Genomic DNA, 22,850 nt, shown 5'->3' on the forward strand with positions numbered 1-22,850 from the left:
GTGTCACTCACCGTCACTTCGCCTTTGAGGCTAGCTCGACCAAGCGGCGTATCGCTTCTGATCGATTGGGCGCGTCGTTTTTCGCTGACCAGGCATCAATCTTGGCCGCAAGCTCTTCCGACAGCCGCACGGCCGAAACAGGATCGTGACCGGTTGCCGGACGCCCGCGCGATTTGTTGTTTACACTAATTGACTTCTTCAGGCGAGGTCTCTGATGGCCCATCGCTGACGTCAGATAGGTATTTAGCACCGGCTCGATGGGAAGCCGGCACGGGCCGCATCGCACAGAGCCAGCTTGGAGAACGACGTACCAAACCATTTGCTCGTCAACGAGCCATCACCATCGATCCAGAGGATCGGCGGCAGTTGCGGCAGGTAGGATGCATACGGCATCACTTTCGCGAGCGTCACTCTGCCCGGGAACTGTGCGAGGAAAACCTTGTTCATTCCGCCGTCAAGCCCGCTGTAGATCGGGGCAGCCGGCAAATTGTCTTCAAGCAATTGCGCGTACGCGCGCTCGTCGGCGCGCTGCTTTTTCAGCGCTCGCCGCGCGATTTCGGGGTTGACGACGAAGGGCGGACATTTTTCGTTCGCGTTGAACACGAGCGGGTGCGGCGAATTCGGCGGAGGTTGCGCATCGAATACATAGCGGCGGTTGCACACATCCACCTTGGGTTCGAGCCCCGTCGTCTCGAAATGATCGTTGCCGACCTTGAGCATTTTCCAGAAGGCCAGGTTGGGACTGTTTCGATGCCGCGCCAGATTCGCCGGCGTCAGGCGGAACGGATAGGCCTGGACCTGGAACGACGGCCGGCCGCGGAGTGAGTCGCGCGCCAGCGAATAGATTTCGCTGATCTGTTCGTCGGTCATGGCATAGCAACCGCTCGACCAGCAGTCGCCGTGGATCATGAGGAAGCTGCCGTTGCGCTTGTTTGCCCTGTCGAAGCTGTTGGGGTAGCCGAGGTTGATCGAAAGATAGAAGTTGGAGTTGGGATTCATCAACTCGGGTGTAACTGTATAAAACCCTTCCGGAGCCTGTCGGTCGCCCTCGTACAACTTCGGCCCGAGGTCGCCCGACCACCGGCAGATCGGATAGGTCTTGAGGAATTGGAAACGGCCGGCCGTGTCCTGCTTCCAGACGTCGAGCTCCGCCTCTTCCTTGAACAGACGCACAACGATAGGTGAGTATTTTGGCATCTTCTTCTGTTCGAGAAGCGCGAGCAGCTCGGCCGGTAATTCCTGTGTCGCCTTGGCCGGCAACGGCTTGCTGCTTTCGCCAAGGCACGTGACCGGCGTCAAGGCAGCGGCAAAAGCCGCCGCCAGCACGAGAGCCTTAGCCGTTCCGATTGAATCGGAACGGGGCTCTCGCTTCTTGTTTTGACGCGTTTTCTTGACGCGAACCGGTACCCACCCCGGATCAAGTCCGGGGCAGGCTTTCGCTGGAAAACGCTCTAGTGCACGTCGGACCATGGCGCGTATCACTGCTGTACCTCCAGCCCTTCCGCCCGCGCGCCGCTACTTCTCAAACCCGACGAACACCGTAGCCTCCTCGACCGACTTCCGCTCCGACACCACCGCATTCGCCGGAAAAGTTTCATCCGGCCAGCCCAGCGCGATGCTTTTCATGATGACCTGATCGTCGGCAATCCCTGCGTGCTCGCGCACCACGGGGGATTGCATGATGCCCTGGCTGTTGATCACGGCGCCCAGCCCGCGAGACCAGGCGGCATTGACCAGGGCGGTGGCCACAGCGCCGCAATCGAAGGGCGTATCGTCGCTGCCGTCAAGCGCGCGATCATAGGTGATGATCACGCAGACCGGCGCGTCGAACTGGCGGAAGCCGCGCAGCACCCAATCCTGGCGCTTGTCCTTGTTATCGCGCTCGATCCCCATCGCGGCGAATAATTGCTTGGCGACGCCGACCTGCCTGTCGCGGTGCTTGCCTGCAAAGGCCTGACCCGTGCGGAATTCGCGCGACTGCGGGATGCCCGCCACCATCCGCTCGGTGTTGCCGGCGCGGATCCGATCCAGCGGTTCGCCTGATATGACGTAGAAATTCCAGGGCTGGGTGTTCATCGACGACGGAGCGCGCATCGCCAAACCAATGACTTCCGCAATCAGCGCCTTGGGTACTGGATCAGGTTTGTAACCGCGGATACTCCGGCGACCGAGAATAACGTCATCAAACTGCATCTGTGTGGGATTCCGCTGACAAGCTCTGAAACAGCTCGGATTTTCGCGGTTTCTGCACCCTCGCGCAAGCGACGGCGGCGTGTCCTCAACGGTCCAGCCACGCGGAACATGATCGCATCAATATTGCGCTCACGCTGTCGTTTAGCGAATTCCGGGATGATGAAATTGTGCCGCTGATTTGCCCGACGTGTCAAGTTTTCGGCCCAAACCGTCGGTTGCGGCGGCCGCCGGCTACTTTGCATGGGGTTGTTTTCGATATTTTTGGTGGGAGCCGCGGCGACCCGGCGCGACGGCACCGTCCGGAAGGCGCGTCGCTCCGCCGGCGCTCAAGAATTGTCCAGCCGATCCATTTGAACGGCTCCGCCGCTGCCAGATGGCCGTTTTGCTACCCCAGGCTGCTGTCTGGTCCAATCCTGAACCGGGCGGCCGGACCGCTGTTTAAGGGGCCTGCGGGTTCATCTTACTGGCAGCTTTACGAAGCCCAGAGGGGTACACTGGCTGACAGCACCTCACCGCTGTAGGCTATTCGCGGGCTGGCCGCCCCTGGCTCGCCCGCACTCTGCAAAAAAGGGAGCAAAAGGGAGGGAGACGTCCGATGAAAATGAGTTCGCTCAGGAAAGTCGCACTGTTCGCTGCAACCTCTGCCACATTGGCGTTCGCGGGCACAGCGCTCGCCCAACAGCCTCGAGTCCTCAAGATACAATCGGCGGTTCCGCCATCGTCCACTACGCACGATGCTCTCAAGTTTTTTGCCGAGCGCGTCGACAAGCTGACCGGCGGCAATCTCAAGATCGAGGCGCTGCCCGGCGGCGCGGTCGTTCCGCCGTTCGAGATCCTGGATGCCACGCACAAGAAGGTAATCGACGGTGCCTATGGCATCTCCTACTGGTGGTACGGCAAGAGCGTCACCGCGACGCTGTTCGCCAATACACCGGCCGGCATTTTTGGCATGGATGCTATCGACTTCATTGGATGGGTTTACGAGGGCGGCGGCCTCGATCTGTGGAACGAGTTCTATCAGAAGGAGCTCAAGCTCAATCTGGTGGCATTTCCGAGTATTCCGCCGAGCCCGCAGGCGCTCGGCTGGTTCAAGCGTCCGATCAAGGACCTGCCGGACTTCAAGGGAATGAAGTGTCGCCAGACCGGCATCGTCTCCCAGCTCTACGCCAAAATGGGTATGGCGGTCGTCAACATGCCGGGTGGTGAGATCTTGCCCGCCGCAGAGCGCGGCACGATCGATTGTGCCGAGTGGGTCGGCGGAATTGAGGATCTGCGGCTCGGCCTGCATACGGTCTGGAAATACCACTACACACCCGGCATGCATGAGAGCGCCTCGGTCGCCGAGATCGCGATCAACAAGGACGTGTGGGACAGCCTGCCGCCGCAGAACCAGGAGGCCATCAAGTCGGCTACATCAGAGACATTCCTGCGCTGGTGGGCCAGCTTCCAGCGACAAAACGCGGACGCGATCGCAGAGTTCAAGGAGAAGCACGGCGTTAAGCTCCTGACGACACCGCCCGAGGTCAATCAGGCCTTCCTCAAGACGTGGGACGAATTTGCCGCGGCGGAGGCGGCGAAGAACCCCTTCTTCAAGAAAGTCTACGAATCTCAGAAGGCCTATGCCGCCAAGGTCGTGCCCGCCAAGCGCTTCATGTTTCCGTCCTACGCATTGCAGGCGGACCATTATTGGCCCGTTAAAGAATAAGACGGGCTCCGGCGAAGGGATGACATTGCAGGAAAGGCGGCCTTGGCCGCCTTTCCTTGATATGGATAAGCAGCCGATCGCGCTTACCTGACAAGGTTCGGCAACCACAGTGCGATTTGCGGGAACAACAGCAGCAGCGCCAAGACTATGACCTGAATCACCATATAATCGGACATGCCCCTGTAAATCGTGCTCAAGCTCCATTGCGGAACGACGTTCCGCAAGTAGTACGCCGACATTGCAACGGGCGGGCTCAAATACGAAGTCTGCATATTGATGGCGGTCAGTGCGCCAAACCAAATCAGCAGGTCGAGCTTGTTCAAACCGAACTGAAGCTTTTCGACCACGGGCAAAACGATCGGAAGAAAGACCAGGATGATCACGGGCCATTCGAACGGCCAGCCGAGGACGAAAAAGATCACCATGATCAACGCCAGCTTCCACCAGTCACTCAGCGGAAGGGCGAGCAGATAGTTGGTAATCAAGTTCGCCGTACCCAGCTTGGTGAAGACAGCGCCGAACACCGTCGAGGCCACCGCCAGAAACAGCACCATGGCCGAGGTCACCATCGTGCCGATAGCCGCGTTGGTGATCGACTGCATGCTGAGCCGGCCGTAAAAGAATGCAAGGAGGATGGCGCCGAAAGCCCCGCACGAGGCTGCCTCGGTCGGGGTGGCGATTCCACCGACGATGGTTCCGAGGGTAAATCCGATCAGCGCGCTGAGAGGCGTAATGCCGAGCATGACGGCGCGGAAGTACGCGTTCCGGAAGTAGGGATAGGCCATCAGAATTGCTAACACCGAAGCGATGGCCGATAGGCTAAGCGGGCCGATCGCAAACGACGGACGCGGTACACGCGCTTGGCTCAACAACAAATCGAGCAGCAAATACGCCAATGCGACCAAGCACACGAGGCCCAATCCGACTACAGGAGCGCCTACCTTTTCCGTGGTCATCGCGTCATAGGTGGCTCTGCGCTCCTCCATGGTCATGGCTGGACCGAGCTTCGGATTGATCAAGCTGCGGACGAGCGTATAGGCGATATAACAGCCAGCGAGCAGAAAGCCCGGGCCGAACGCCGCTGAATAAAGAAGGTTGACGGGCACGCCCATGACCGGGCCCATGACTACCAGCATCACGCTCGGAGGGACCAGAATGCCGAGCGTACCGCCGGCGGCGATTGCACCCGCTGACAGCCGCGCGTCGTAGCCGGTTTTGATCATCATCGATCCGGCCATGATGCCGAGCACGGTCACCGCAGCGCCCACGATGCCGGTCGCCATCGCGAAAATAGTCGCCGTTAGAATCACGGCCAAATAGAGCGATCCGCGCACCGGCGCGAGAACGCTGCGCAAAGCCACGAACAGCCGCTCCATGAGTCCGGCCTGTTCGGTCATGTAACCCATGAAAATGAACAGCGGCACGGCGGGAAAGATCTCGTCTTTCATCGTGCCCCAGATTTGCAGGTAGCCCAGATTGAAAGTCTGCTCCCACCCGAGGCCAATGCCACCAAAAACAAGGGCGAGAAACAGCAAGGTGAAGGAAATCGGGAAACCGATGAAAATGACGAGGACCATACCGACGAGCATGGCAATTCCGAGAGCTTCGGCGGCGGTCATGGTTCTTTAGACCTCGATCTTCTCGTGCCTGGCCAAGAATGCGCCGGTTCGCCAAGCCCAGAGGCTCTTCATCAGCTCCGAGATACCCTGCAGGAACAGCATGAAGGCCGTCAGCGGAATAACCCCGCGCAGCGGCCACAGGACCGGCGTCCACGCGCCAGAACTTCCGCGTTCGTCGATCGAGAGTGAGTACAAGAAATCGTCAATCGAGAGGAAGAACAGCACGACCATTGTCGGCAGGAAGAACAGCAGGAACGCCAGGCTGTCGATCATGCCTTTCGTGCGATCCGAGAATGTTTCCCACAGTACATCGGTGCGGATGTGAGCGCCCTTCAGGAGCGCCAATGCCGAGCCCAGCATGAACAAGGTCGCGTAGGACATCGTCGTCACATCGAGGGCCCAGACCGTCGGATCCGCCAGGACGTAGCGGGCAAAAACCTCGACCACATTGGCGCAAATCAGGGGAATGATCGAGAGGACGAAGAGGTACCCGGACAATTCCGTGAACCTGTCGATGCTGCGGATGACGGCCAAATAGCCGCGGGATGGCATGGGCTTTGGCGAAGCAGAAATGTTGGCCATTGCAGTATGCCCAGACGGCGCTCGCCGTGGACTTCCCCATAAGAGTAAACCGTCCAGTGCGACCCACCGCTCCTCTCAAATGATCCCGATGCTAGCTTAGCGGCCGTCCGGGTGCCAGCGGATGAATGGCCGCGGCGATCGGTCAGGATTGCGATGCACAATTGGGCAGAAAAGCAATCCCAAGGCGACAAACAGATTGGCGCCCGTAGGGACCGAACGTCTGGTGGGCACTCCTCGGACTCACACGTTTCGCCAGTTCGGTCTCAGCCGGGGCGGATAGACGAGCGACCGCAGGTGGAGAATGTTGGATCCCAGGTCCTCTCCCTCCGCCAGGCCTTCGCGGATGCTTCAGCGCGGCGAGCCCGCCTACTTCGCCCGCTGAATGGCCATGTCGTACGCCTCGATCGTCGCCTTGGCGCGAACAGCTACTTCCGCGGTTTTCATGCCGGGCTTGTAGAGGCTGCTGCCGAGGCCGAACGCAACAATGCCGGCCTTGGTATAGTCCGCGAAGTTTTGGTCGGAGACGCCACCCACGGCGGCGATCATCAGGTCTGCGGGAAGCACGGCGCGAATGGCGGTGATCCCCGCGGCGCCAAGCACGCTCGCCGGAAAGAATTTGAGGCCGGAGGCGCCCGCCTTGGCGGCATGCAGCGCCTCCGTCGGGGTAAAGACACCGGGCATCGTGACCATGCCGTGCGCCCGGGCGCGGGCAATGATTTCGGGATCGACGTTGGGGGTTACCAGGAGCCGGCCGCCAACGTCATGGAGCCGCTCGACGGCTTCCAGCGTCAGGACAGTGCCGGCACCCACCAGGATCCCGGCTGGGGCCTTCTTGACGGCGATCTCGATGGAGCGGAATGGATCCGGCGAGTTGAGCGGAATCTCGATCGCCGTCATGCCGCTGTCGATCAGCGCGCTAACGATATCCGTCGCTTCCTCAGGCCTCACGCCGCGCAGGATCGCGATCAGCGGACGCTTCATCGGGGGGAACGGGACAACGCTCATTCATACACTCCAAATCGATTCCGCGGCCATCGAAAGGCCGCGACGGGCCGCATCCTCGGCCCCGATTGATCGGATAGGAACGGAAACCGTGTCAAACGCCAACTGGTAAAGCATCTGGAGCCTCCCTGACGCCACCAGCATGATGCCCGTCCTGGGTACGTCGGCGAGCCCCGCCGCCAATTCGAGACCGATCAGGGTGCCGGATATTTTCTCGCGGGCCGAGGCTGGCGTGCCGCCGTAGAGGAGCTGACCCGATCGCACCTGGAATAGCAGATTGGCGGCGAACGCAGGCGCCTCGAACGCGGCAATGACCGCCGACTTGAAGGCGTCGATATCTTCCGCTTGAACGGCGCCGGTCACCGCGTGGGACAGGATCGTTTCGCGCGACACGACGTCGAACAGCTCTCCCGTCATGAACGTGGCGAAGCGTTCGACGGTCGCCCCGCGCGCCCTGACCCACTTCGAATGCGTGCCCGGCATGCAGATGGTCGCGTTGCCGGCCGCGTCTAAGCCTAAGGCACCGAGCAACTGGGTCTCCTCGCCGCGCATGACGTCCGGCGCCCTGGGGTCGCGTTGTGCGATTCCTGGAAGGATGCGGATGTCACGGTCTCGTCCCGGCACCGCGACGGCATGTTTCAGGATCGATGCGAGCGGCGCCGGCGTATCGACATATCCGGCTTCAATCCATCCCCCTCGGGCACCAGCCATGCCGCAGACGACCACGGGCAGCCCATCCGCGGCGCCGATGGCCTGCAGATGCGATTGCAGCACGGTCGGAAAGCCAAGCTTGCCTGCCGCCATCATGCCCTCGTGGCTGCGCCTTTCCCCGAGCACGTCGCCAGTCCGATCGACGAGCCAAAGTCGAAAACTGCTCGTGCCCCAATCGACCGCGACATATGCAGCCTCGCTCATCTCAACTCCGTCCCGCTGCTACCCGCGCCTCAAGGACATGGTACCACGCCGGTCTGCCGGCGAGCTACGCCAGCTTCCATTTGATTTACCGAGATGCAACCAGCATGATCTCAATGGCAACGGAATCGAGCTGACCAGTGGCCGGCCGTCATATGACGTAGGGAGGATAGGCTACGTCCAGGCCTGCGACGAGCTTGCCCAGCTCGCTCAAGTGCTGGTGGGAGAACAGCAGGTGCTGGCGCGCGGCCTGCACGTCGCTGAGGGCCCGCAGCAGGCGGCTCCCACGGTAAGCGGCGGCGCCGCCGCCAAGGTGGTGCGCAGTGGACGTCACCTCCACGCTCGTGTCGCAGGCGTGCATGCCAGCCAGGCAAATGCGAGCCTGAAGTTGCCGGCTAATCGGCTCGCCTCGTTCGGCGTGCGTGTGGGCCTCACCGACCGCGTCGCGCAATCCGGCCCGGGCCGCCCGCAGTCGCGTGTCTGCGACGGCCAGTTCGGCCATCGAGATCGGTGCGTCGGCCAATTGGCCGCGCCGCGCGGTCCGACCTTCGCGCGCCTGCCGCGAAACCTCGTCGACGGCGCCGCGGGCGATGCCGAGCGGGACGGCGACGAGGGTCGGCAGCAGCGTCGTGTAGATGGGCAGCCGCCATAACGTGCCGTCGGGCCACGGCCGGTCGGCGAAGCGAGCGCAGCGATCCGGGTAGACCGGAACTTCGGCGGCGGCGACGTGGTGGCTGCCGGTCCCGCGGAGGCCCACGACATCCCAGGTGTCCTCGATCGTCAGGTCGGCCACGGGCACGAACACGATGTGCGGCACGGGATCGATTCCATCGGCCTGTTGGAACAGTGCGCCGAGGCCGACCCATGCACTGTGGAGGCAGTTGCTCGTGAATGGCCAGCGGCCGCTCAGCATGGCTCGGCCGTGGTCGCTGACCACCCGGCCGACCGGGGCGAACATGGTGGCGCTGCCTTGATCCGGGTCGGCGAACACCGTGCCGGCGCCCGTTGCGGGCATGTAGCCGGCGAACACGTTGCTTCCCGCGCCGATCGCCGCGCACCACCCGGCGCTGCCGTCGACTGCCGCGATGCGCTCCATGACGTCCATCACCTCTGTGATCGGCGCCTCCATTCCACCGAGGGCTGCCGGGATCAGCAGGCGGTTGATCCCTGTGTCGCGCAGGGCAGCGACGATCGCGTCGGGGAGGCGACGGCTGCGCTCGATTTCATCGGCTGCGGCGTGGACGAGATCAAGGACTCCGTCCACGGCCCGCTTCGTTTGAGCCGCATCATGCGCCATCGAGCCCACCATAAGGCGGCCGTTCTTCTTCATGCGGTCAACAGGCTTCATGTGCATCACCTAATCTCCCTCATTCGATGAGCTCGATCACCGGGACGCCACTCGCGGGCTGCTCCGCTGCGGCCTCGCTGTTCGGCGGTGGCGAGAATGCGTCGGAGCCGCGCGCGAGCTACTTTGTCTGAGATCGCTGGATCGATCGCTGCGGCATTCGCGACAAGCTTATTGTTGCTCATGGTGGCCTCGCAGTTCGCAGACGGCTGGCAGAGGATGCGCAGCGCCGGAAGTGCCCTGATACGCGACGCACGATCGACCGACCGGTGTCCTGTCGATGGTGCCAGTTCTACCGTCGCCGTCAGACGATGCGGGCGCATAGCGCGGCTCCCAGGGCCATCAGGAGGACCCCAGCTAGACCGTTAAGCCGATCCAGCGCGGCTTCCTGCAAGCTCCGAAACATGGTGTTCGTGCTGAGGGCGAGGACCAGATACCAGGATGCACTGCCGAGCATCACCCCGATGGGCGTCGCCAGCGCGGGATCCATGATCAGCGGTTTGCCGGCTTCCAGCGCGGACGCGACGCCCAGGTACGGCAGTATCGTCATCGGGTTGGCGGCGGCGATCAGCAGGGTCGATGTATAGGCCGAAAACAAATCTCCGCATGTCGCGCCGTGCGCCGCGGGTGTGGACACGAGGATGGTTCTGAGGCCCATCAGGACCAGGACGACCCCTCCAGTGATGCGCAGCGGCGTGTGCAGGATGAGCGCCATCTGCGTCAACAGGGTCGCGCTCAGCGCGGCCAGGCAACTGAATATGCCGTGCGCTGTCGCCGCACCCATGCCGCTCGCGATCCCAAACCAAACACCGAATGCCAGCGTCCGCTGTACGCACATCAAGCCAACCGGACCGAACGGGATAGCGACGCACAGGCCTAGTGCCACCGCCGGCAGAAAGGCCGCGATGAACGATGTCATTTCCAGAAGGGCTTGGCTGCTTCGGCGATCGCCTGTTGCCGCGTCACGCCGATGTCCTTGAGAGCGTGGTCATCAAGCTCTGCCAGGGCTTGCCGCTGCCGCGACCGCTCCGAACACCGGACACACCAGTGTAGGAACCGTAATCCCCATCCAGGTCGACGATGGCTGGATGCCGCGACTTCCTTCCAACTCGTGAACGAATTGCCAACAACGGACATGATAAGTCCTCCTGATACGTCAGAAGTTGCGGACAGAACTATCGACATGCGCGTCGCTGGCGTGTGAGCTTGTTCACCCCTCACGCATTCGTGCGATGACGAACCATGGTCGGCGGTCAAGGTATGCTTGTGGTCTCAACGCGAGCGGCCACCGTCGTGGCGGGCCCGCGTACCCGCGCACGATCGCATCGCGCTCCGCGTAGCCCGCCGTCTGTCAATATCGGCGCTGCTGCCTGACACCGCGCGCTTCAGCGGCCCAACGTTAGAAAACGAAGCGGTATGACGGAAGGTCCAATTTGCGGATAATCAATCAGTCCAATTCGGGCGGCGCCTCGGGACTGTTAGTTGTCGGATTGACCTGAGCGCGTAGCGCTCGCCCGATCACTTCGTTCGCCGCGTGCCGTCACCTCAAGCGACATCGCTCACGCCGCTTCGGGCGTCGAGGCACACGTTCATCGAAGCACCGGCGCAGCCGCCTCAGCCCTTCGGCAATCCGCGCCGCCTCGATCGCCCCATACCCCAGGACGATGGCAGCCTGACGCTTTCCGTCCACCCGCGAGACCGTTTGAATGGCGACGCCGAGATCAAAGGCTCGTGATGCAATCGCCTCGATATCATCAACCGACGCTGCTCGCGCGTAGGCGGCGACATGCAGCCCGGTGCTCGATGGAACAAGGTCGAGGTCATCGACGAAGTTCCTCTTGATCGCCGTGGTCAGCACCTCATGCCGTTCGCTATAGATGCGGCTCACCCTGCGAATGTGGCGCGCAAACGCGCCCTCGTCGATGAACTGCGCCAAGGCGCTCTGCGCTATTGTCGCCGTATGCCAGTCGGTGACATGCTTCACCTTGTGCGCCGCTTCTCGCAGCGACGGCGGCACGACCATGAAGCCCAGCCGGAGAGTCGGCAGCAACGTCTTTGAAAACGTGCCGACATATACAACGCGACCGGTCGTATCCAGGGTCTGAAGCGGCTCGAGCGGGCGCCCGCCGAAGCGAAACTCGCTGTCATAGTCGTCCTCAATGACAACGGCGTTGTTGCGCTCGGCCCAGGCAAGCAGCGCACGTCGACGCGACAGGCTCATGGCCACGCCGAGGGGATACTGATGCGACGGCGTCACGTAGACGGCTTTTGCCTCGGCCGGCAGCGCCTCCACGACCAGACCTTCGCTATCGACCGGCACACCGATCACGCGCGCACCCAGCGTCTTGAACAGATACCTGGGAGGCCGATAGCCCGGATCCTCCACCGCAATGACATCGCCGGGCTCGAGAAGCACGCGAGCGATGATGTCGAGTGCCTGCTGGGTGCCATTGGTCACGATGACGTCGTCGGGCGATCCGGAAACGCTGCGTGAGATGCCGATGTGGCGAGATATCGCCGCGCGCAGGTCCCAATTGCCCGCAGGAAGCTCGTAACCGCTTGCCGCTATCTCGCGCGAGCGCAGCGCACGGGCGACGACCCGCCGCCAGGCCCGGTGTGGAAACAGCGAAGCGTCTGTAAACCCGGTTCTGAAGTCGAAAGGCGCCCCGTGGAAAAATTCCGGCGGCGGAAGCGTTATCGTCTCCCAAACTCCACGCACCTGAAACGCGCGGACCGTCGATCGCCTTGTTTTCGACGCCGGACGTTTTGCCTCGAACTGATGGCTGACGAACGTCCCGGCGCCGGTATGGGATGTCGCGAATCCTTCCGCGAGAAGGCTTTCATACGCGACCGTCACCGTCGATCGCGCAACCGTCAGCCCGGCGGCCAGTTCGCGCGTGGGAGGCAGCCGCTCTCCAGGCCGAAGGCGCCCGTCCAGAATTGCCTGCCGGATCTGACGGTAGATCTCACCACTGAGGTCATTTCGATCAACAAGACTGATATGAAAAGCCACAGTCCCAGGCCCTCTGCTTCGCATTGGACTGGCAACCCTGCACAAAGGTGAACGTTCCATCACACCGCTTCGCAGATGCGGTGATCGCAACCGCAGGTTCCGTGAGCGAGGCATCGCCTCTGCGAGGGAAGTGGAGTCGGACCGCCAGATCGCCCGGCGTTGGCATCTTCGTACATGTCGCTTGGATCATAAGGGGGCTACACTACTTTTGTATTTGATTTGCAGATGTGCATTCAGCATGATCTGAAGTCATGCGGCACACCACGCTGTTTGCTGCGGCGCGGTTTCGCCAACGAGCGCATGTCCGCAACAATGCGGCACGCCAACAAAGAAAAACTCTGGAGGACGCCCACGTGATCAACCGGCATTTAAGAAGCGTGCTCACAGGCGTTGGCCTCTTGCTTGCCGCGCTTTCGACGCAGGCCTCCGCGCAATCGATCTCCAAAACCGTGACGCTGGTGGTGCCCTTTGCGGCCGGCGGTGGCACGGACACCGTCGCTCGCCTCATTGGCGAGCGGATGTCGCGGACGCTCGGCCAGACCGTGATCATCGAGAACGTGGTCGGAGGCGGCAGCACGCTGGCCAATGATCGTGTGGCCCGGTCGGCGCCCGACGGTTCGACCATCCTGATCAATCACGTCGCGCTGCTCGCGGCGCCCAGCCTGTTCACCAACCTGCGGTATGATACGAAAACGGCGTTCGAGCCGGTCGGCCTCGTCAACAATGCGCCGATGGTCCTGATCGGCCGCAAGTCGATCCCCGGCGAGGGACCGAAGGACCATGTCGCCTGGATCAAGGCGCAGGGCGACAAGGCGAACTTCGCGCATGGTGGTCTCGGGACAAACAGTCATTTGTGCGCCGTGATGATGGGCAATGTGCTCGGCTTCAAGCCGACGGTCGTGGCTTATCGCGGATCAGCCCCCGCAATCGGTGATCTCCTGGCGGGGCAGATCGATCTTTTGTGGGATCAGGTGACCAACGCGCTGCCGCAGATTCAGGCCGGAAAACTTCACGGCATCGCCATTACGTCGCCGAAACGTCTCGAGCAATTGAAGGAGGTGCCGACCACCGCCGAGCTCGGCATGCCCGAGGTCAGCTACTCGATGTGGCATGGGCTCTACGTGGCAAAGGGCACGCCCAAGGAGACCATCAATGCGCTGAATTCGGCGCTCCGCGCGGCGCTGTCCGAGCCGGAGCTATTGGAGAAGCTGAAGCAGCTCGGAACCCTGCCATTCCCCGACGGTGAGTTGACGCCTGAGGCGCATGCACGCCTGTTCGCCGCCGACCTGCCACGCGTGGCAAAGCTCATCGAGAGCTCGGGAATCAAGGCGAGCGAAGCGAAGTAGGGCGCCTCGCGCGATGCGGAAGGGCTGCACTGAAATCGGCGCAGCTCCTTCACACGATCAGATCGTGCGGTGCATGGGGGCTGGCGCCGCTCCACGAATGGTCCGGGCCGTTACTGAAGTTGTCCGACCAGTGATGCTTCGAATTGTCCGGCGTGTGATGTTTTGCCGAAGCCATCTCTATCGCTTGTGCAACCTCTGAAATCGCCAGCGGTTCGCTGGTCTTCGCACTGTACCAGTGGTGACCGATGGATGCCGAAGCATGGTCCATATCTGCGGCGCCTGAAGTTCCAAGAACGGAAATCTTGTCCTTGAAGTGGAACGAGTCGCCATGCCCATGCTTATGGGCAGCCGCTGAGCTAAATGTCACGAGAACAGTTGTTGGCTCGAAATCAGCGGCCCCGTGCTTGGACGCGGTATCGTGCTTGCCTGAATTCGAATGGTGACTGTGTCCGTCGTGCTTCCACATGTAAGCATGGTCTTCGATCCGCTGCGGCGCGTCACCATCGTCGTTCAGCACGGTAATGCATGTATTGTGGACGATGGTATCGAGCGTCGAGGTCTGATCCAGCGCGAGGCCATGATCCTCTGTTTCTGTAACGTGAACACGCTGTGGTTCGATTGACGGTCCGCTTGTGAGAGCAATCGCTTCGTCATCATTGGTGTGCTCGGTTGGCTGCGTCCGCGCTTCGTCAAGGCGGGAAAAGTCGAAGCTGTCGCCGTTCGAAGCTGTTGGCAACGTCCAGTTTCCGCTGTCGAGGTGCGCGCCGTCACTGTCGGTCCAGTCAGGCGAAGCGTCGGCGGCGACCGTCGTGATGACAGCCGCGTCGGCTTCGGCCGTTGCGGCCAGCGCAGGATCGATGGGCTCGGCAGCGACCACGACTGGCGCCGCCGTCGGCTCCGGGACGAAATCCGAAGCCTGAACGGTCACCATTCCCTCCAGATGAATTTCCAGCAGAGCGGAATTGCCGATATCGAGGGTCTGATCTGTCGGATTGACGTACAGAATGGTTTGATTCGTTGCGCTGTCATAGAGCCAGGCGATCGTATGTGCCGGTACGGATGTGCTTGTGGACGTCAGTGCCAGAAAGGCAAGTGCGCCGAGAGCCGTTAAATCGATCCTGTCGGACCCCGATCTGAAATCAGTGATAACGTCGAACCGGCCCGCGCGTGAATCAGTTGCGGACAAGAAAACGAAACGGTCCTCACCATTGCTGCCCGTGAGCTTGTCCGCTCCATATCCACCGATGATGGTATCGCAGCCATTGTTGCCGTTGATCGTATCGCTTCCCGAGCCTCCGTAGATCTTGTCATCCCCGTCATTGCCCTTGACCGTGTCATTGCCGGAGCCGGCGTAGATCAGATCGCATTTGCCGGTGCCGTTGATGGTGTCATTACCGGCGCCTCCATAGATGATCTGACCATGATGACCGCCGCCCGCGATGCTGTCGCCTCTGGGGGTGCCGTAAACGTACGGCGGATCGCAGATCACGTCCTTCCCGGTCGCCAGGTAGTCGAAATCGTTGGGGTCGGCATCGCTGGCGCCGTGGACGGTGATTGTTATCACCTGTTCCGTGCCATCGATGGTGGTCACCGTGAAGCTGTCGGTCAGCGTGTCGCCGGCGTCGAGCGCCTGCACCGCGCAGTTGTTGTCGTCGAGCTTGTAGGTCCACACGCCGTCCGTCGTCATCGTGAAGGTGCCATAGCCGGCATCGCTGGCCGTCGGGCAGGTGACGGCCGTAAAACCGGGCGCGTTGTCGACGTCGGTATTGGTGAGCGTGCCGGTCGCCGTAGGCTCGTCGCACTTGGCGCCGCTGTCCTCGATCACCGAGCCGGCCGTGGCGCCGGAAATGACTGCCGCGTCGTTGGCGCCGTTGATGGTGACTGTCACCACTTGGACGGTGCCGTCGATGGTGGTCACCGTGAAGGTGTCGGTCAGCGTATCGCCGACATTGAGTGCCTGCACCGCGCTGTTGGCCTGGTCGATGGTGTAGGCCCACACGCCATTCGCCGCCAGCGTGAAGGTGCCGAAGCCGCGCGCGCTCGCGGTTGGCGAGTTCACGGCCGTGAAAGTATTGGGCGCATTGTCGACGTCGGTGTTGGTGAGCGTGCCGGTGGCGCTCGGTGCGCCGAGCGTGGTATTGGCGACGCCGCTGGCTTCGATAACTGTGCCTGATGTGGCGCCGGAAATGATGGCCGCGTCGTTGGTGCCGTTGATGGCGATCGTGAAGGTTTGATCGGCCGAGAGCGTGCCGTCGGATACGGTGATCGTGAAGTCCGCTGTCGTGGGCGCAACTAGCGCATTGATCGCGTCACTATCCGGAACGAACGTATAGGCGCCGGTCGTGCTATCGACGTAAAGCGTACCGTAGGGACCGGCCCTCGATACATCGTACGTTACCCCGTCGATTAAGGTGCTGCCGGCGGTTCCCCCGCTGATGCCGAAGGTCAGTGTGGCGTCGCTGTTGGGACTGCTGGCAAGGAAAGTGCCGCTTGTCGCGGTGAAAACGTCAAAGACCGCGGTGTCGGTTTCGGTCGGCCCGGCGACCGCATTCAGCGTCGGCGGCGTTGGCTGCGGGGGCGGCAGTTGTCCGATAATCATCTCCGGCGCTGATGCGAGGATCACCGCGGGCAAAGCAGGCAAATCCCGCGCTGGGGAAGGACCATCAATCTGAATGAAATTGATCGGTTGCACCGGCAGCCGCTCGAGGGGAGGAGGCGTGCTCGACCCGGTTGAACCCAGCCCCTTCTCATAGGTGGCGAGCGCTTCCTGCTGGGCCGCCTGCAATTCGGCCATGCGCGCCGCGGAGTTCGTGCTCTGACTCACGCTGACCGAGGACCCCTGCGGACGCAGGATGACGGTCTGTCCGGGATCCTCAACGAGGAAATATCGAGGGATCACCTCCTTGGTGACCAGCTCGAATGCGCCATGCTCGAGGTCCTTGTATGTGATGCTGCCATCGTCCAGGAATGTGACGTTCGGGTCGGCGGCCTGGACTTTCTTCGTAAGCGAGAAGGTCAGTGCCGTGAGCCACAGCATGCCGAACCCGCCGGCATGAGCCCGGCTTCGCGGATCGCCGACTGTGGCTTGAGCGGAAGTGCAGGTCACGCGCCTAAGGGTGCCGAAGCCGGCCGCGGTCTGAACGTTGCCGATAGTTTGGGGAAGCGGGGCCGCAGCGGCCTTCCGTTCGTCCCCAGTCTCGACGTGGGACCCGACGAGCATGGCTTCAACCCCCGCCCTCGTGCGAAATCTTCGTGGTCTGGCTTTGCCAGCCCAAAAGGTCAAAATATCCTCATGCGGCCAGCCGAAGGCTAGCCGCCAAGACCTCCAAGCTACCCCAATCCATGGGCGTTAGGCTTTAGGCTCAAAAGGAGTAATCCTTTTGAACGGTGGGTAGAGGATGCCTTCTCCCGGCATCGGGTCTAAGGTTGGGGTCTAATGTCGCCCTGGCCGACGGTTCAAAGAGCCAGTGAGCGGTCTCTCGGACAAGATCTTCTCAGGAAGGGGGGATCATGTGCACGCATGCGATTGCCGTATTGGTGACAGGTTTCGTTCTGACGGCGGGCGGGCTTTTCGCCGGACCGGCTCACGCGCAACGCGATATCGCCAAGCCCGCCGTTCAGGATCTCGCATCAAGACCAATTGGAAAAATTGTTGTCGCCACGGGTTCGGTCACCCTTGAACGTGCGGGTGCGATGGTCGTTCAGGCGAGTACCGCAGGTCAAGCTGGTCAGGCAAAGGTAGGCGATCTCGTCTATCAGGGCGATGCGGTTGCGACCGGCGCCGACGGCCGGGTCGGCATCAACTTCACCGACGGCACTTCCTTTAATCTGTCGAACAGCGCGCGCATGGTTTTGAACGAGTTCGTGTACGATCCAAATAGTACGTCCAATGCGTCCTTGTTCAATCTAACCAAGGGAACCTTCACCTTCGTCGCGGGCAAAGTCGCGAAGACCGGCGATATGAAGGTCGACACGCCGGTCGCGACGATGGGCGTTCGAGGCACCACGCCACGCGTCGAAATTTCAGACGACGGGACGGTCAGATTTTCCACCCTCATTGAAGAAGGCAAGAGCAGGGTCGCGCGAAAGCCGGGGGCACCGGCGGCGCAGCAACCCGACCCAAAGCCTTATCCCAAGACAAATCTGAACATCTGTCGGGGGTGCTAGGCATGTTCGCGGTGCGAGAGACTTGGCAGCCAGGCAGGTCCGGGAGTTCAAATCGACGGCCGCCCATTCTCCGGTGCCAAGATCGGAGAGCCTGATATGAGATGCAGTGCGAGCGGGCGCATCATTCAGGGCCTCGCGCCTGCTTTTGTCTTGCTGCTGCTCGGGTCACCGGCTGCCGCGCAGAGCCCCAGGAAGAGCGACTATCTCGGGAACATCGAGCTGTGCAACGGCTCGGATCGCACGTCGCTTGCAGCCCGGATCAATGGTTGCACGGCGCTCATCGATTCCGGTCAAGGGACGACGACGACGACGGCGCTTGCGATTGCCTATAACAATCGCGGCAATGCCCACACGGCAAAGGAAGACTTTGACCGCGCCATCCTGGATTTCGATCAATCGATCAAGCTCGATCCAACTTTCGCAAAGCCCTTCAACAACCGCGGCGCGGCCTACTTGAGGAAAGGCGAATACGATCTCGCCCTCAAAGCGCTGGACGACGCGATCAAGCTCAACCCGAACTACGCCAGAGCTTTCGTCAACCGGGCCGGAGTCTACCTGAAAAAGAACCAGTACGATCGCGCGGCGCGAGACTACGACGAGGCAATTCGCCTTGAGCCCAATCTGGAAGCAGCGTGGAGCGGACGCTGCTGGACCCGGGCCATCCTCGGCTCGTTGCAAGCGGCGCTTGAGGACTGCAACAAGGTGCTTCAGTCGTGGCCGAACGACGCCGCCACGTATGACTCGCGTGGACTGATCCACCTGAAGATGGGGCAAGCTAACGCGGCGATCGATGATTTCAGTTCCGCGCTGCGAGTAGATTCGAAGCTGGCGAGTGCGCTCTATGGGCGCGGGCTCGCCAGGCTCAAGAACGGCGACAGGGCTGGCGGCGATGCCGATATTTCCGCGGCAAAGACGATCCAGGCCGGAATCGATGACGACTTCATGCGCTATGGCGTGCGCGGCAGTAACTAATCAGGCGCGGCGAACTCGTCGTGAAACGATGCCGCGCCTGAGCTGCGAGGCTAATCCAGCTTCACGTTCGCATCGGTCACGACCTTACGCCAGCGCTCGACTTCCGATGACACCATTTTCGCGAACGCAGGGCCCGTGACATCGGGAACATCGGAGCCGTTGCGCTCCCAGGCTTCCTTGATGGCGGGTGTCTGCATCGCCTTCTGCACTTCCTTGGCCATCTGCTGCACAATCGCCGGCGGCGTGTTCTTGGGTGCGAACAGGCCGTACCAGGTCGATACTTCATAACCGGGAAGGCCTGCTTCCGCGGCGGTCGGAAGATCGGGGAATGCAGCCACGCGTTTCGGCGCGGCGACCGCAAGCGCGCGCAACTGCCCGGCCCTGACGGGCCCGGCCGACGAGCCGAGCCCGTCAAACACGACCGGCACGTGGCCGGCGATGAGGTCCTGCATCGCGGGCCCGGCCCCGCGATAGGGGACGTGCTGGATGTTGGTCTTGGTCAGGATCTTGAACAACTCGCCCGCTAGGTGATGCGTGGTACCGGCTCCGGCAGAACCGTAGTTCAATTTGCCCGGATTGGCCTTGGCGTAGGTGATGAATTCAGCCAGCGTTTTGGCAGCGACCTTTTCGGGATTGACGACGACGACCTGGGGCGGCCGCGCGACCAAGGCAACTGCAACGAAGTCCTTCTCGAAATTGTAGTCGAGATTGGGATAGAGCGACGGTGCAATGGCGTGATGCGCCGCGCCCATGAAGAAGGTGTAGCCGTCCGGCGCGGCCTTCGACGCGAGCGATGCGCCAACGGTGCCGCCTGCGCCGGCGCGGTTTTCGATCAGCACGCGCTTGCCCAGCTGCGTGTCGAGCTGGGCCGCCAGCGGACGGGCAAAGGCATCGGTGCCGCCGCCGGCCGCAAACGGGACGATGAAGGTGATCGGCTTCTCCGGCCATGATTGGGCCTGCGCCTGGCCGGCTAGGGCGGATACGACCGCCAGGACTGTAAACAGGACGCACCGAACAACTCTTGGCTTCACAGGATATTCCTCCGGTTATTGCAGATTGGCGTCCGCCATTGGCGGCGCGATTGTGATTTTTGCTTCCCTGATTCCGGTGTTAGCCCGGAATGGGCGGGCCAGCGGGCCCTACCGTATGCAAGATGCCACGCATGATCCATCAAAATGAGCGGCCGGAACGGGCAGGCACCGGGACGTTTGGTCGCTCCCGCGGACAGCGGCGCCCGCTGCTCCAGTAAACGGCTGCGCCGAAGGCGATCCGGGAGGGGCGTATACGGCTATTGTGCGCGGATTGAGGCGGAAACGCCGGGTCCGGCAAGGCGCGCGGCAAAGGGGTTTTTGGTAGCTCAGCCCATTGCGGGACTACGCGCAAAAGCCGCTCGCGAACTTGATTATTCGCTTGCATGAAGAAATTTCGGCCTCCTCGCACGGTCCAAATGGACTTCGGTTGCAAAGGCCAATATGCTCGCTCTGGGTGTGTGGGGAAAAACGCTTATGAAATGCCGTGCTGCTGCGGTCGCAGTGTTATTGTCTACGATTTTTGCCAGTTCGAATGCCGAGGCGCGCGGGCCCTACGGCTCGATCAGCGTCGGCAACTGGAAGGGTGGGGCCTACACCAACGACGAGACCGGGTCTTTCACGCACTGTGCAGCCGGCGCCCGATACGCCAGCGGCGTCTTTTTTCTCGTGATGATCGACAGCAATGGCGGGTGGAGCCTCGGCTTCATGCACGAACAATGGAGGCTGACGACCGGGGAGGCGTTTCCGCTTACCCTGACATTCGACGGCCAGCAACCGTTCAACGTTCACGGCGTGCCGATCGCCGACAAGCTGGTTCGCGTTCCGATGCCGAGCAATTCCTCGCTCATCGCCCAATTTCGAAAGGCGAAGGCGATGACGGCCTTTACGCAAGGCCAGCTCTTCCAGTTCAATCTCGACCAGACCGGGCAGCTATTGCCGGTATTGGCGCATTGCGTTGCCAAGGTCAGGCAATCGGGCGTAACCGCTGCCAGTGATTTCTCGGTCCTTCCCGCAGCCAAGGCGGTCGCTGCAGCGGCATCGGACTCGGCGCCGGCCAAGCCCGACAGACTGTTCGACCAGAAGGGCACCGGCTTCCTGGTGAGTTCGAATGGACACCTCGTGACCAATGCGCACGTGGTGCAGGGCTGCGTCAGCGACATTCAGGGCAATCCGTCCGGCGAGGCGCCCGCCAAACTGCGCCTGGTGTCGAGCGACGAAACCAACGATCTTGCTCTTTTGCAAGTGACGGGCTCGTTCAAGGACGTCGCCAGAATCAGGGACAAGGCGATCCAGTCCGGCGACAGCGTGGTGGCGATCGGCTATCCATTCCATGGACTGCTGACATCCGATTTCACGGTAACAACCGGGATCGTGAGCTCGCTCAGCGGCATCCTGAACGATACGCGCTTTCTCCAGATCAGCGCGGCCGTTCAACCCGGCAACAGCGGCGGGCCGCTATTGGCCTCGAGCGGCGACGTGGTCGGCGTGGTTGCGGCCAAACTGAATGCCATCAAGTTCGTGAGGGCAACGGGCAACATTCCCGAGAACATCAATTTCGCCATCAAGACCGGGGCGTTGAGGGATTTTCTCGATAACAGCGTGGTGCCGTATCAGATTTCCGACGCCAAGGCCGAATTGAAGACGGCCGACATCGCGCGCAATGCGAGAGCGTTTACGTTCCTGATTTCCTGCAAGGCCAAGGCGAGGGAAAAAGAGACCGCAAAGAACTAGGGACAGACGCCGCCCGCCGTTTACGCACTGGTCACTGCCATCTCCGGTCAAGTGCCTTATGGCGTTCGGCCGTGAACGCAACGCACACCTTCGCCGCGTCAACATGACGTGCCGCTAGCTCGAAACCTGGGGCAAGACCAGCCGGATGGCCCGGCGGCCTTCGGGCCATGCAACGCTTACCGCGAATTAGCTGCGGGTTTGGGCAGCTCGGGCATTCCAGCTACTCCAGCTCACGCTGGCGAGGCTTCGCTGGTCGGTCGCGAGCGGCCGCCGGGTCTGCCGCTCATAGGCCGCGATGATGTGCTGCGACTGCCGGATTTTCTGCTCGAGTTCAGCAATCGCCTTCTGCGTCTTGCCGGTCCTGCTCGATTGGGCAGGCTCGCCCACCATGAACCTCGCGGTCTCGATGCTCTTCAAGGTCTCGCGAAGCTTCTTGAGCTGGGCGCGGTGCCACGCAATGGCGCTATCACTGTCTACCGGCATGCAAACCCTCCTGATTCGTGGCCGAATCTAGCACGCATCGGGCAAGTTGGGCCAAGGGGTGGCGGCCGCAGGTCATCGGGGTCACCGGTTTCGCAAGGTGCGGTCCGGCCGTTCCCGATTTCGACCCTTTTTTGCCATCGAAGCGACCGCGGACGAGCCTTCAAACAACAAACTTGCATGGCGAGCTGTGCTCAGCGCGGTCCCTCTTATCATCCTGGCGGCAGAATGCCGGCCCGGCGCAATGGAGCGTGCGATGAGCGAAGTTGAATTCGATCGAATTGTCGATGCCGTGCGGAAGGAAGTCGCGCTTGCACCGGCGTTGAATTCGTTGACCGGGTTGCGGGCTTCCGACTGGCGAGCGAAGGCCGCCGGCGACAAGCCAACGTCCCGACGCCGCGCTCCCATGGCCAGGATTCGTCACGTAGGCGAGGGGCGGAAGCGATACAGGTGAAACGGGACAGGTGAGCTAATGGAACGATCAGTGTTTGAAATCGTGAAGGCGCCGCTAGGTTGGTCGGTATTTGCCGACAACGTCAAGATCGGCGGCGTCTACGATTCGCGAGGCGCCGCCTCTCGAGGCCGCCGCACTGGCCGCATCCTATTCTATCAGCGACGGCGTCGGCGTTCAGATCAACGTGCCCGGCGCGGAGGAAGAAAAGCCGAGATGGGCTGTCGCGTTTGAAATCGCGGCCGCCATCCTGCCAACGAGGAGCGGGCGCGAGCGAGGCAGCTCACGGTAAAGCCCGTGC

19 protein-coding genes are annotated in these 22,850 nt (G+C 61.8%); 5 read left to right on the forward strand and 14 right to left on the reverse strand.

The window, feature by feature from the left end; genetic code table 11:
- Window positions 1-13 precede the first annotated feature (13 nt).
- From V1279_RS37470 to V1279_RS37480, 3 genes are all read right to left on the reverse strand, one after another.
- A complete protein-coding gene (locus V1279_RS37470) occupies window positions 14-319 on the reverse strand; it encodes a ribbon-helix-helix domain-containing protein (RefSeq protein ID WP_334446012.1) in 306 nt (101 codons plus the stop codon).
- Window positions 244-1,326, reverse strand: coding sequence for a murein L,D-transpeptidase family protein (locus V1279_RS37475; RefSeq protein ID WP_334446014.1), 1,083 nt, complete (start codon window positions 1,324-1,326; stop codon window positions 244-246). The genes V1279_RS37470 and V1279_RS37475 overlap by 76 nt, the downstream gene beginning before the upstream one ends.
- Before the next feature lie 189 nt (window positions 1,327-1,515).
- A complete protein-coding gene (locus tag V1279_RS37480; RefSeq protein WP_334446016.1) occupies window positions 1,516-2,193 on the reverse strand; it encodes a nitroreductase in 678 nt (225 codons plus the stop codon).
- A gap of 595 nt (window positions 2,194-2,788) precedes the next feature.
- On the opposite strand from V1279_RS37480, the gene V1279_RS37485 reads away from it, so the two are divergent.
- Complete coding sequence (locus tag V1279_RS37485; protein WP_334446018.1) at window positions 2,789-3,898, forward strand: TRAP transporter substrate-binding protein; 1,110 nt, start codon at window positions 2,789-2,791, stop codon at window positions 3,896-3,898.
- An 83-nt stretch (window positions 3,899-3,981) separates the two neighbouring features.
- On the opposite strand, the gene V1279_RS37490 is transcribed toward V1279_RS37485, so the two are convergent.
- From V1279_RS37490 to pdxR, 8 genes are all read right to left on the reverse strand, one after another.
- Window positions 3,982-5,517 (reverse strand): TRAP transporter large permease, encoded by a 1,536-nt coding sequence (locus tag V1279_RS37490; protein ID WP_334446020.1) that lies wholly within the window; start codon window positions 5,515-5,517, stop codon window positions 3,982-3,984.
- A gap of 6 nt (window positions 5,518-5,523) precedes the next feature.
- A complete protein-coding gene (locus V1279_RS37495) occupies window positions 5,524-6,099 on the reverse strand; it encodes a TRAP transporter small permease subunit (RefSeq protein WP_334446022.1) in 576 nt (191 codons plus the stop codon).
- Window positions 6,100-6,465: 366 nt separating this feature from the next.
- On the reverse strand, window positions 6,466-7,104 hold the full coding sequence (locus V1279_RS37500) for a 2-dehydro-3-deoxy-6-phosphogalactonate aldolase (RefSeq protein WP_334446025.1): 639 nt from the start codon (window positions 7,102-7,104) through the stop codon (window positions 6,466-6,468).
- Entirely contained in the window at window positions 7,105-8,016 is a 912-nt protein-coding gene (locus V1279_RS37505) for a 2-dehydro-3-deoxygalactonokinase (RefSeq protein WP_334446027.1), read from the reverse strand. It lies immediately after the preceding gene.
- A 148-nt stretch (window positions 8,017-8,164) separates the two neighbouring features.
- Window positions 8,165-9,361 carry an acyl-CoA dehydrogenase family protein gene (locus V1279_RS37510; RefSeq protein ID WP_334446029.1) on the reverse strand — a complete coding sequence of 399 codons (1,197 nt, stop codon included), beginning with the start codon at window positions 9,359-9,361 and terminating at the stop codon, window positions 8,165-8,167.
- Window positions 9,362-9,662: 301 nt separating this feature from the next.
- Window positions 9,663-10,277 (reverse strand): LysE family translocator, encoded by a 615-nt coding sequence (locus tag V1279_RS37515; protein ID WP_334446031.1) that lies wholly within the window; start codon window positions 10,275-10,277, stop codon window positions 9,663-9,665.
- A complete protein-coding gene (locus tag V1279_RS37520) occupies window positions 10,274-10,495 on the reverse strand; it encodes a DUF1127 domain-containing protein (protein ID WP_334446033.1) in 222 nt (73 codons plus the stop codon). The genes V1279_RS37515 and V1279_RS37520 overlap by 4 nt, the downstream gene beginning before the upstream one ends.
- A 403-nt stretch (window positions 10,496-10,898) precedes the next feature.
- Window positions 10,899-12,371 carry a MocR-like pyridoxine biosynthesis transcription factor PdxR gene (gene pdxR, locus V1279_RS37525; RefSeq protein WP_334446035.1) on the reverse strand — a complete coding sequence of 491 codons (1,473 nt, stop codon included), beginning with the start codon at window positions 12,369-12,371 and terminating at the stop codon, window positions 10,899-10,901.
- A 353-nt stretch (window positions 12,372-12,724) separates the two neighbouring features.
- Here pdxR and V1279_RS37530 point away from each other — a divergent pair, with 353 nt between their 5' ends.
- On the forward strand, window positions 12,725-13,717 hold the full coding sequence (locus V1279_RS37530) for a Bug family tripartite tricarboxylate transporter substrate binding protein (RefSeq protein ID WP_334446037.1): 993 nt from the start codon (window positions 12,725-12,727) through the stop codon (window positions 13,715-13,717).
- A 49-nt stretch (window positions 13,718-13,766) separates the two neighbouring features.
- On the opposite strand, the gene V1279_RS37535 is transcribed toward V1279_RS37530, so the two are convergent.
- A complete protein-coding gene (locus tag V1279_RS37535; RefSeq protein WP_334446039.1) occupies window positions 13,767-16,937 on the reverse strand; it encodes a VCBS domain-containing protein in 3,171 nt (1,056 codons plus the stop codon).
- Window positions 16,938-17,227: 290 nt separating this feature from the next.
- Between V1279_RS37535 and V1279_RS37540 the strand changes: the two genes are divergently transcribed.
- Window positions 17,228-17,884, forward strand: coding sequence for a FecR family protein (locus V1279_RS37540; RefSeq protein WP_334446041.1), 657 nt, complete (start codon window positions 17,228-17,230; stop codon window positions 17,882-17,884).
- A 96-nt stretch (window positions 17,885-17,980) separates the two neighbouring features.
- The gene (locus V1279_RS37545; protein WP_334446042.1) at window positions 17,981-18,856 is read left to right on the forward strand and encodes a tetratricopeptide repeat protein; all 876 of its coding nucleotides are present in this window, start codon (window positions 17,981-17,983) and stop codon (window positions 18,854-18,856) included.
- Window positions 18,857-18,906: 50 nt separating this feature from the next.
- Here the strand turns inward: V1279_RS37545 and V1279_RS37550 are convergent, their stop codons facing one another.
- Window positions 18,907-19,887 (reverse strand): Bug family tripartite tricarboxylate transporter substrate binding protein, encoded by a 981-nt coding sequence (locus V1279_RS37550; RefSeq protein ID WP_334446044.1) that lies wholly within the window; start codon window positions 19,885-19,887, stop codon window positions 18,907-18,909.
- A gap of 474 nt (window positions 19,888-20,361) precedes the next feature.
- Between V1279_RS37550 and V1279_RS37555 the strand changes: the two genes are divergently transcribed.
- Window positions 20,362-21,618 (forward strand): S1C family serine protease, encoded by a 1,257-nt coding sequence (locus V1279_RS37555; RefSeq protein WP_334446046.1) that lies wholly within the window; start codon window positions 20,362-20,364, stop codon window positions 21,616-21,618.
- Window positions 21,619-21,804: 186 nt separating this feature from the next.
- Here the strand turns inward: V1279_RS37555 and V1279_RS37560 are convergent, their stop codons facing one another.
- Entirely contained in the window at window positions 21,805-22,101 is a 297-nt protein-coding gene (locus V1279_RS37560; RefSeq protein ID WP_334446048.1) for a hypothetical protein, read from the reverse strand.
- Window positions 22,102-22,850 lie beyond the last annotated feature (749 nt).

Origin of the sequence: Bradyrhizobium sp. AZCC 1610 (assembly GCF_036924515.1) — a bacterium.
Classification (GTDB): Bacteria; Pseudomonadota; Alphaproteobacteria; order Rhizobiales; family Xanthobacteraceae; genus Bradyrhizobium.

Bases quoted from the DNA above. Each gene is read 5' to 3' on its own strand.
- V1279_RS37470 (WP_334446012.1), bottom strand. From the start codon at position 319: ATGGTTTGGTACGTCGTTCTCCAAGCTGGCTCTGTGCGATGCGGCCCG.
- V1279_RS37480 (WP_334446016.1), bottom strand. From the start codon at position 2,193: ATGCAGTTTGATGACGTTATTCTCGGTCGCCGGAGTATCCGCGGTTAC.
- V1279_RS37485 (WP_334446018.1), top strand. From the start codon at position 2,789: ATGAAAATGAGTTCGCTCAGGAAAGTCGCACTGTTCGCTGCAACCTCT.
- V1279_RS37490 (WP_334446020.1), bottom strand. From the start codon at position 5,517: ATGACCGCCGCCGAAGCTCTCGGAATTGCCATGCTCGTCGGTATGGTC.
- V1279_RS37495 (WP_334446022.1), bottom strand. From the start codon at position 6,099: ATGGCCAACATTTCTGCTTCGCCAAAGCCCATGCCATCCCGCGGCTAT.
- V1279_RS37500 (WP_334446025.1), bottom strand. From the start codon at position 7,104: ATGAGCGTTGTCCCGTTCCCCCCGATGAAGCGTCCGCTGATCGCGATC.
- V1279_RS37505 (WP_334446027.1), bottom strand. From the start codon at position 8,016: ATGAGCGAGGCTGCATATGTCGCGGTCGATTGGGGCACGAGCAGTTTT.
- V1279_RS37510 (WP_334446029.1), bottom strand. From the start codon at position 9,361: ATGAAGCCTGTTGACCGCATGAAGAAGAACGGCCGCCTTATGGTGGGC.
- V1279_RS37515 (WP_334446031.1), bottom strand. From the start codon at position 10,277: ATGACATCGTTCATCGCGGCCTTTCTGCCGGCGGTGGCACTAGGCCTG.
- V1279_RS37520 (WP_334446033.1), bottom strand. From the start codon at position 10,495: ATGTCCGTTGTTGGCAATTCGTTCACGAGTTGGAAGGAAGTCGCGGCA.
- V1279_RS37535 (WP_334446039.1), bottom strand. From the start codon at position 16,937: ATGCTCGTCGGGTCCCACGTCGAGACTGGGGACGAACGGAAGGCCGCT.
- V1279_RS37540 (WP_334446041.1), top strand. From the start codon at position 17,228: ATGTGCACGCATGCGATTGCCGTATTGGTGACAGGTTTCGTTCTGACG.
- V1279_RS37545 (WP_334446042.1), top strand. From the start codon at position 17,981: ATGAGATGCAGTGCGAGCGGGCGCATCATTCAGGGCCTCGCGCCTGCT.
- V1279_RS37555 (WP_334446046.1), top strand. From the start codon at position 20,362: ATGAAATGCCGTGCTGCTGCGGTCGCAGTGTTATTGTCTACGATTTTT.
- V1279_RS37560 (WP_334446048.1), bottom strand. From the start codon at position 22,101: ATGCCGGTAGACAGTGATAGCGCCATTGCGTGGCACCGCGCCCAGCTC.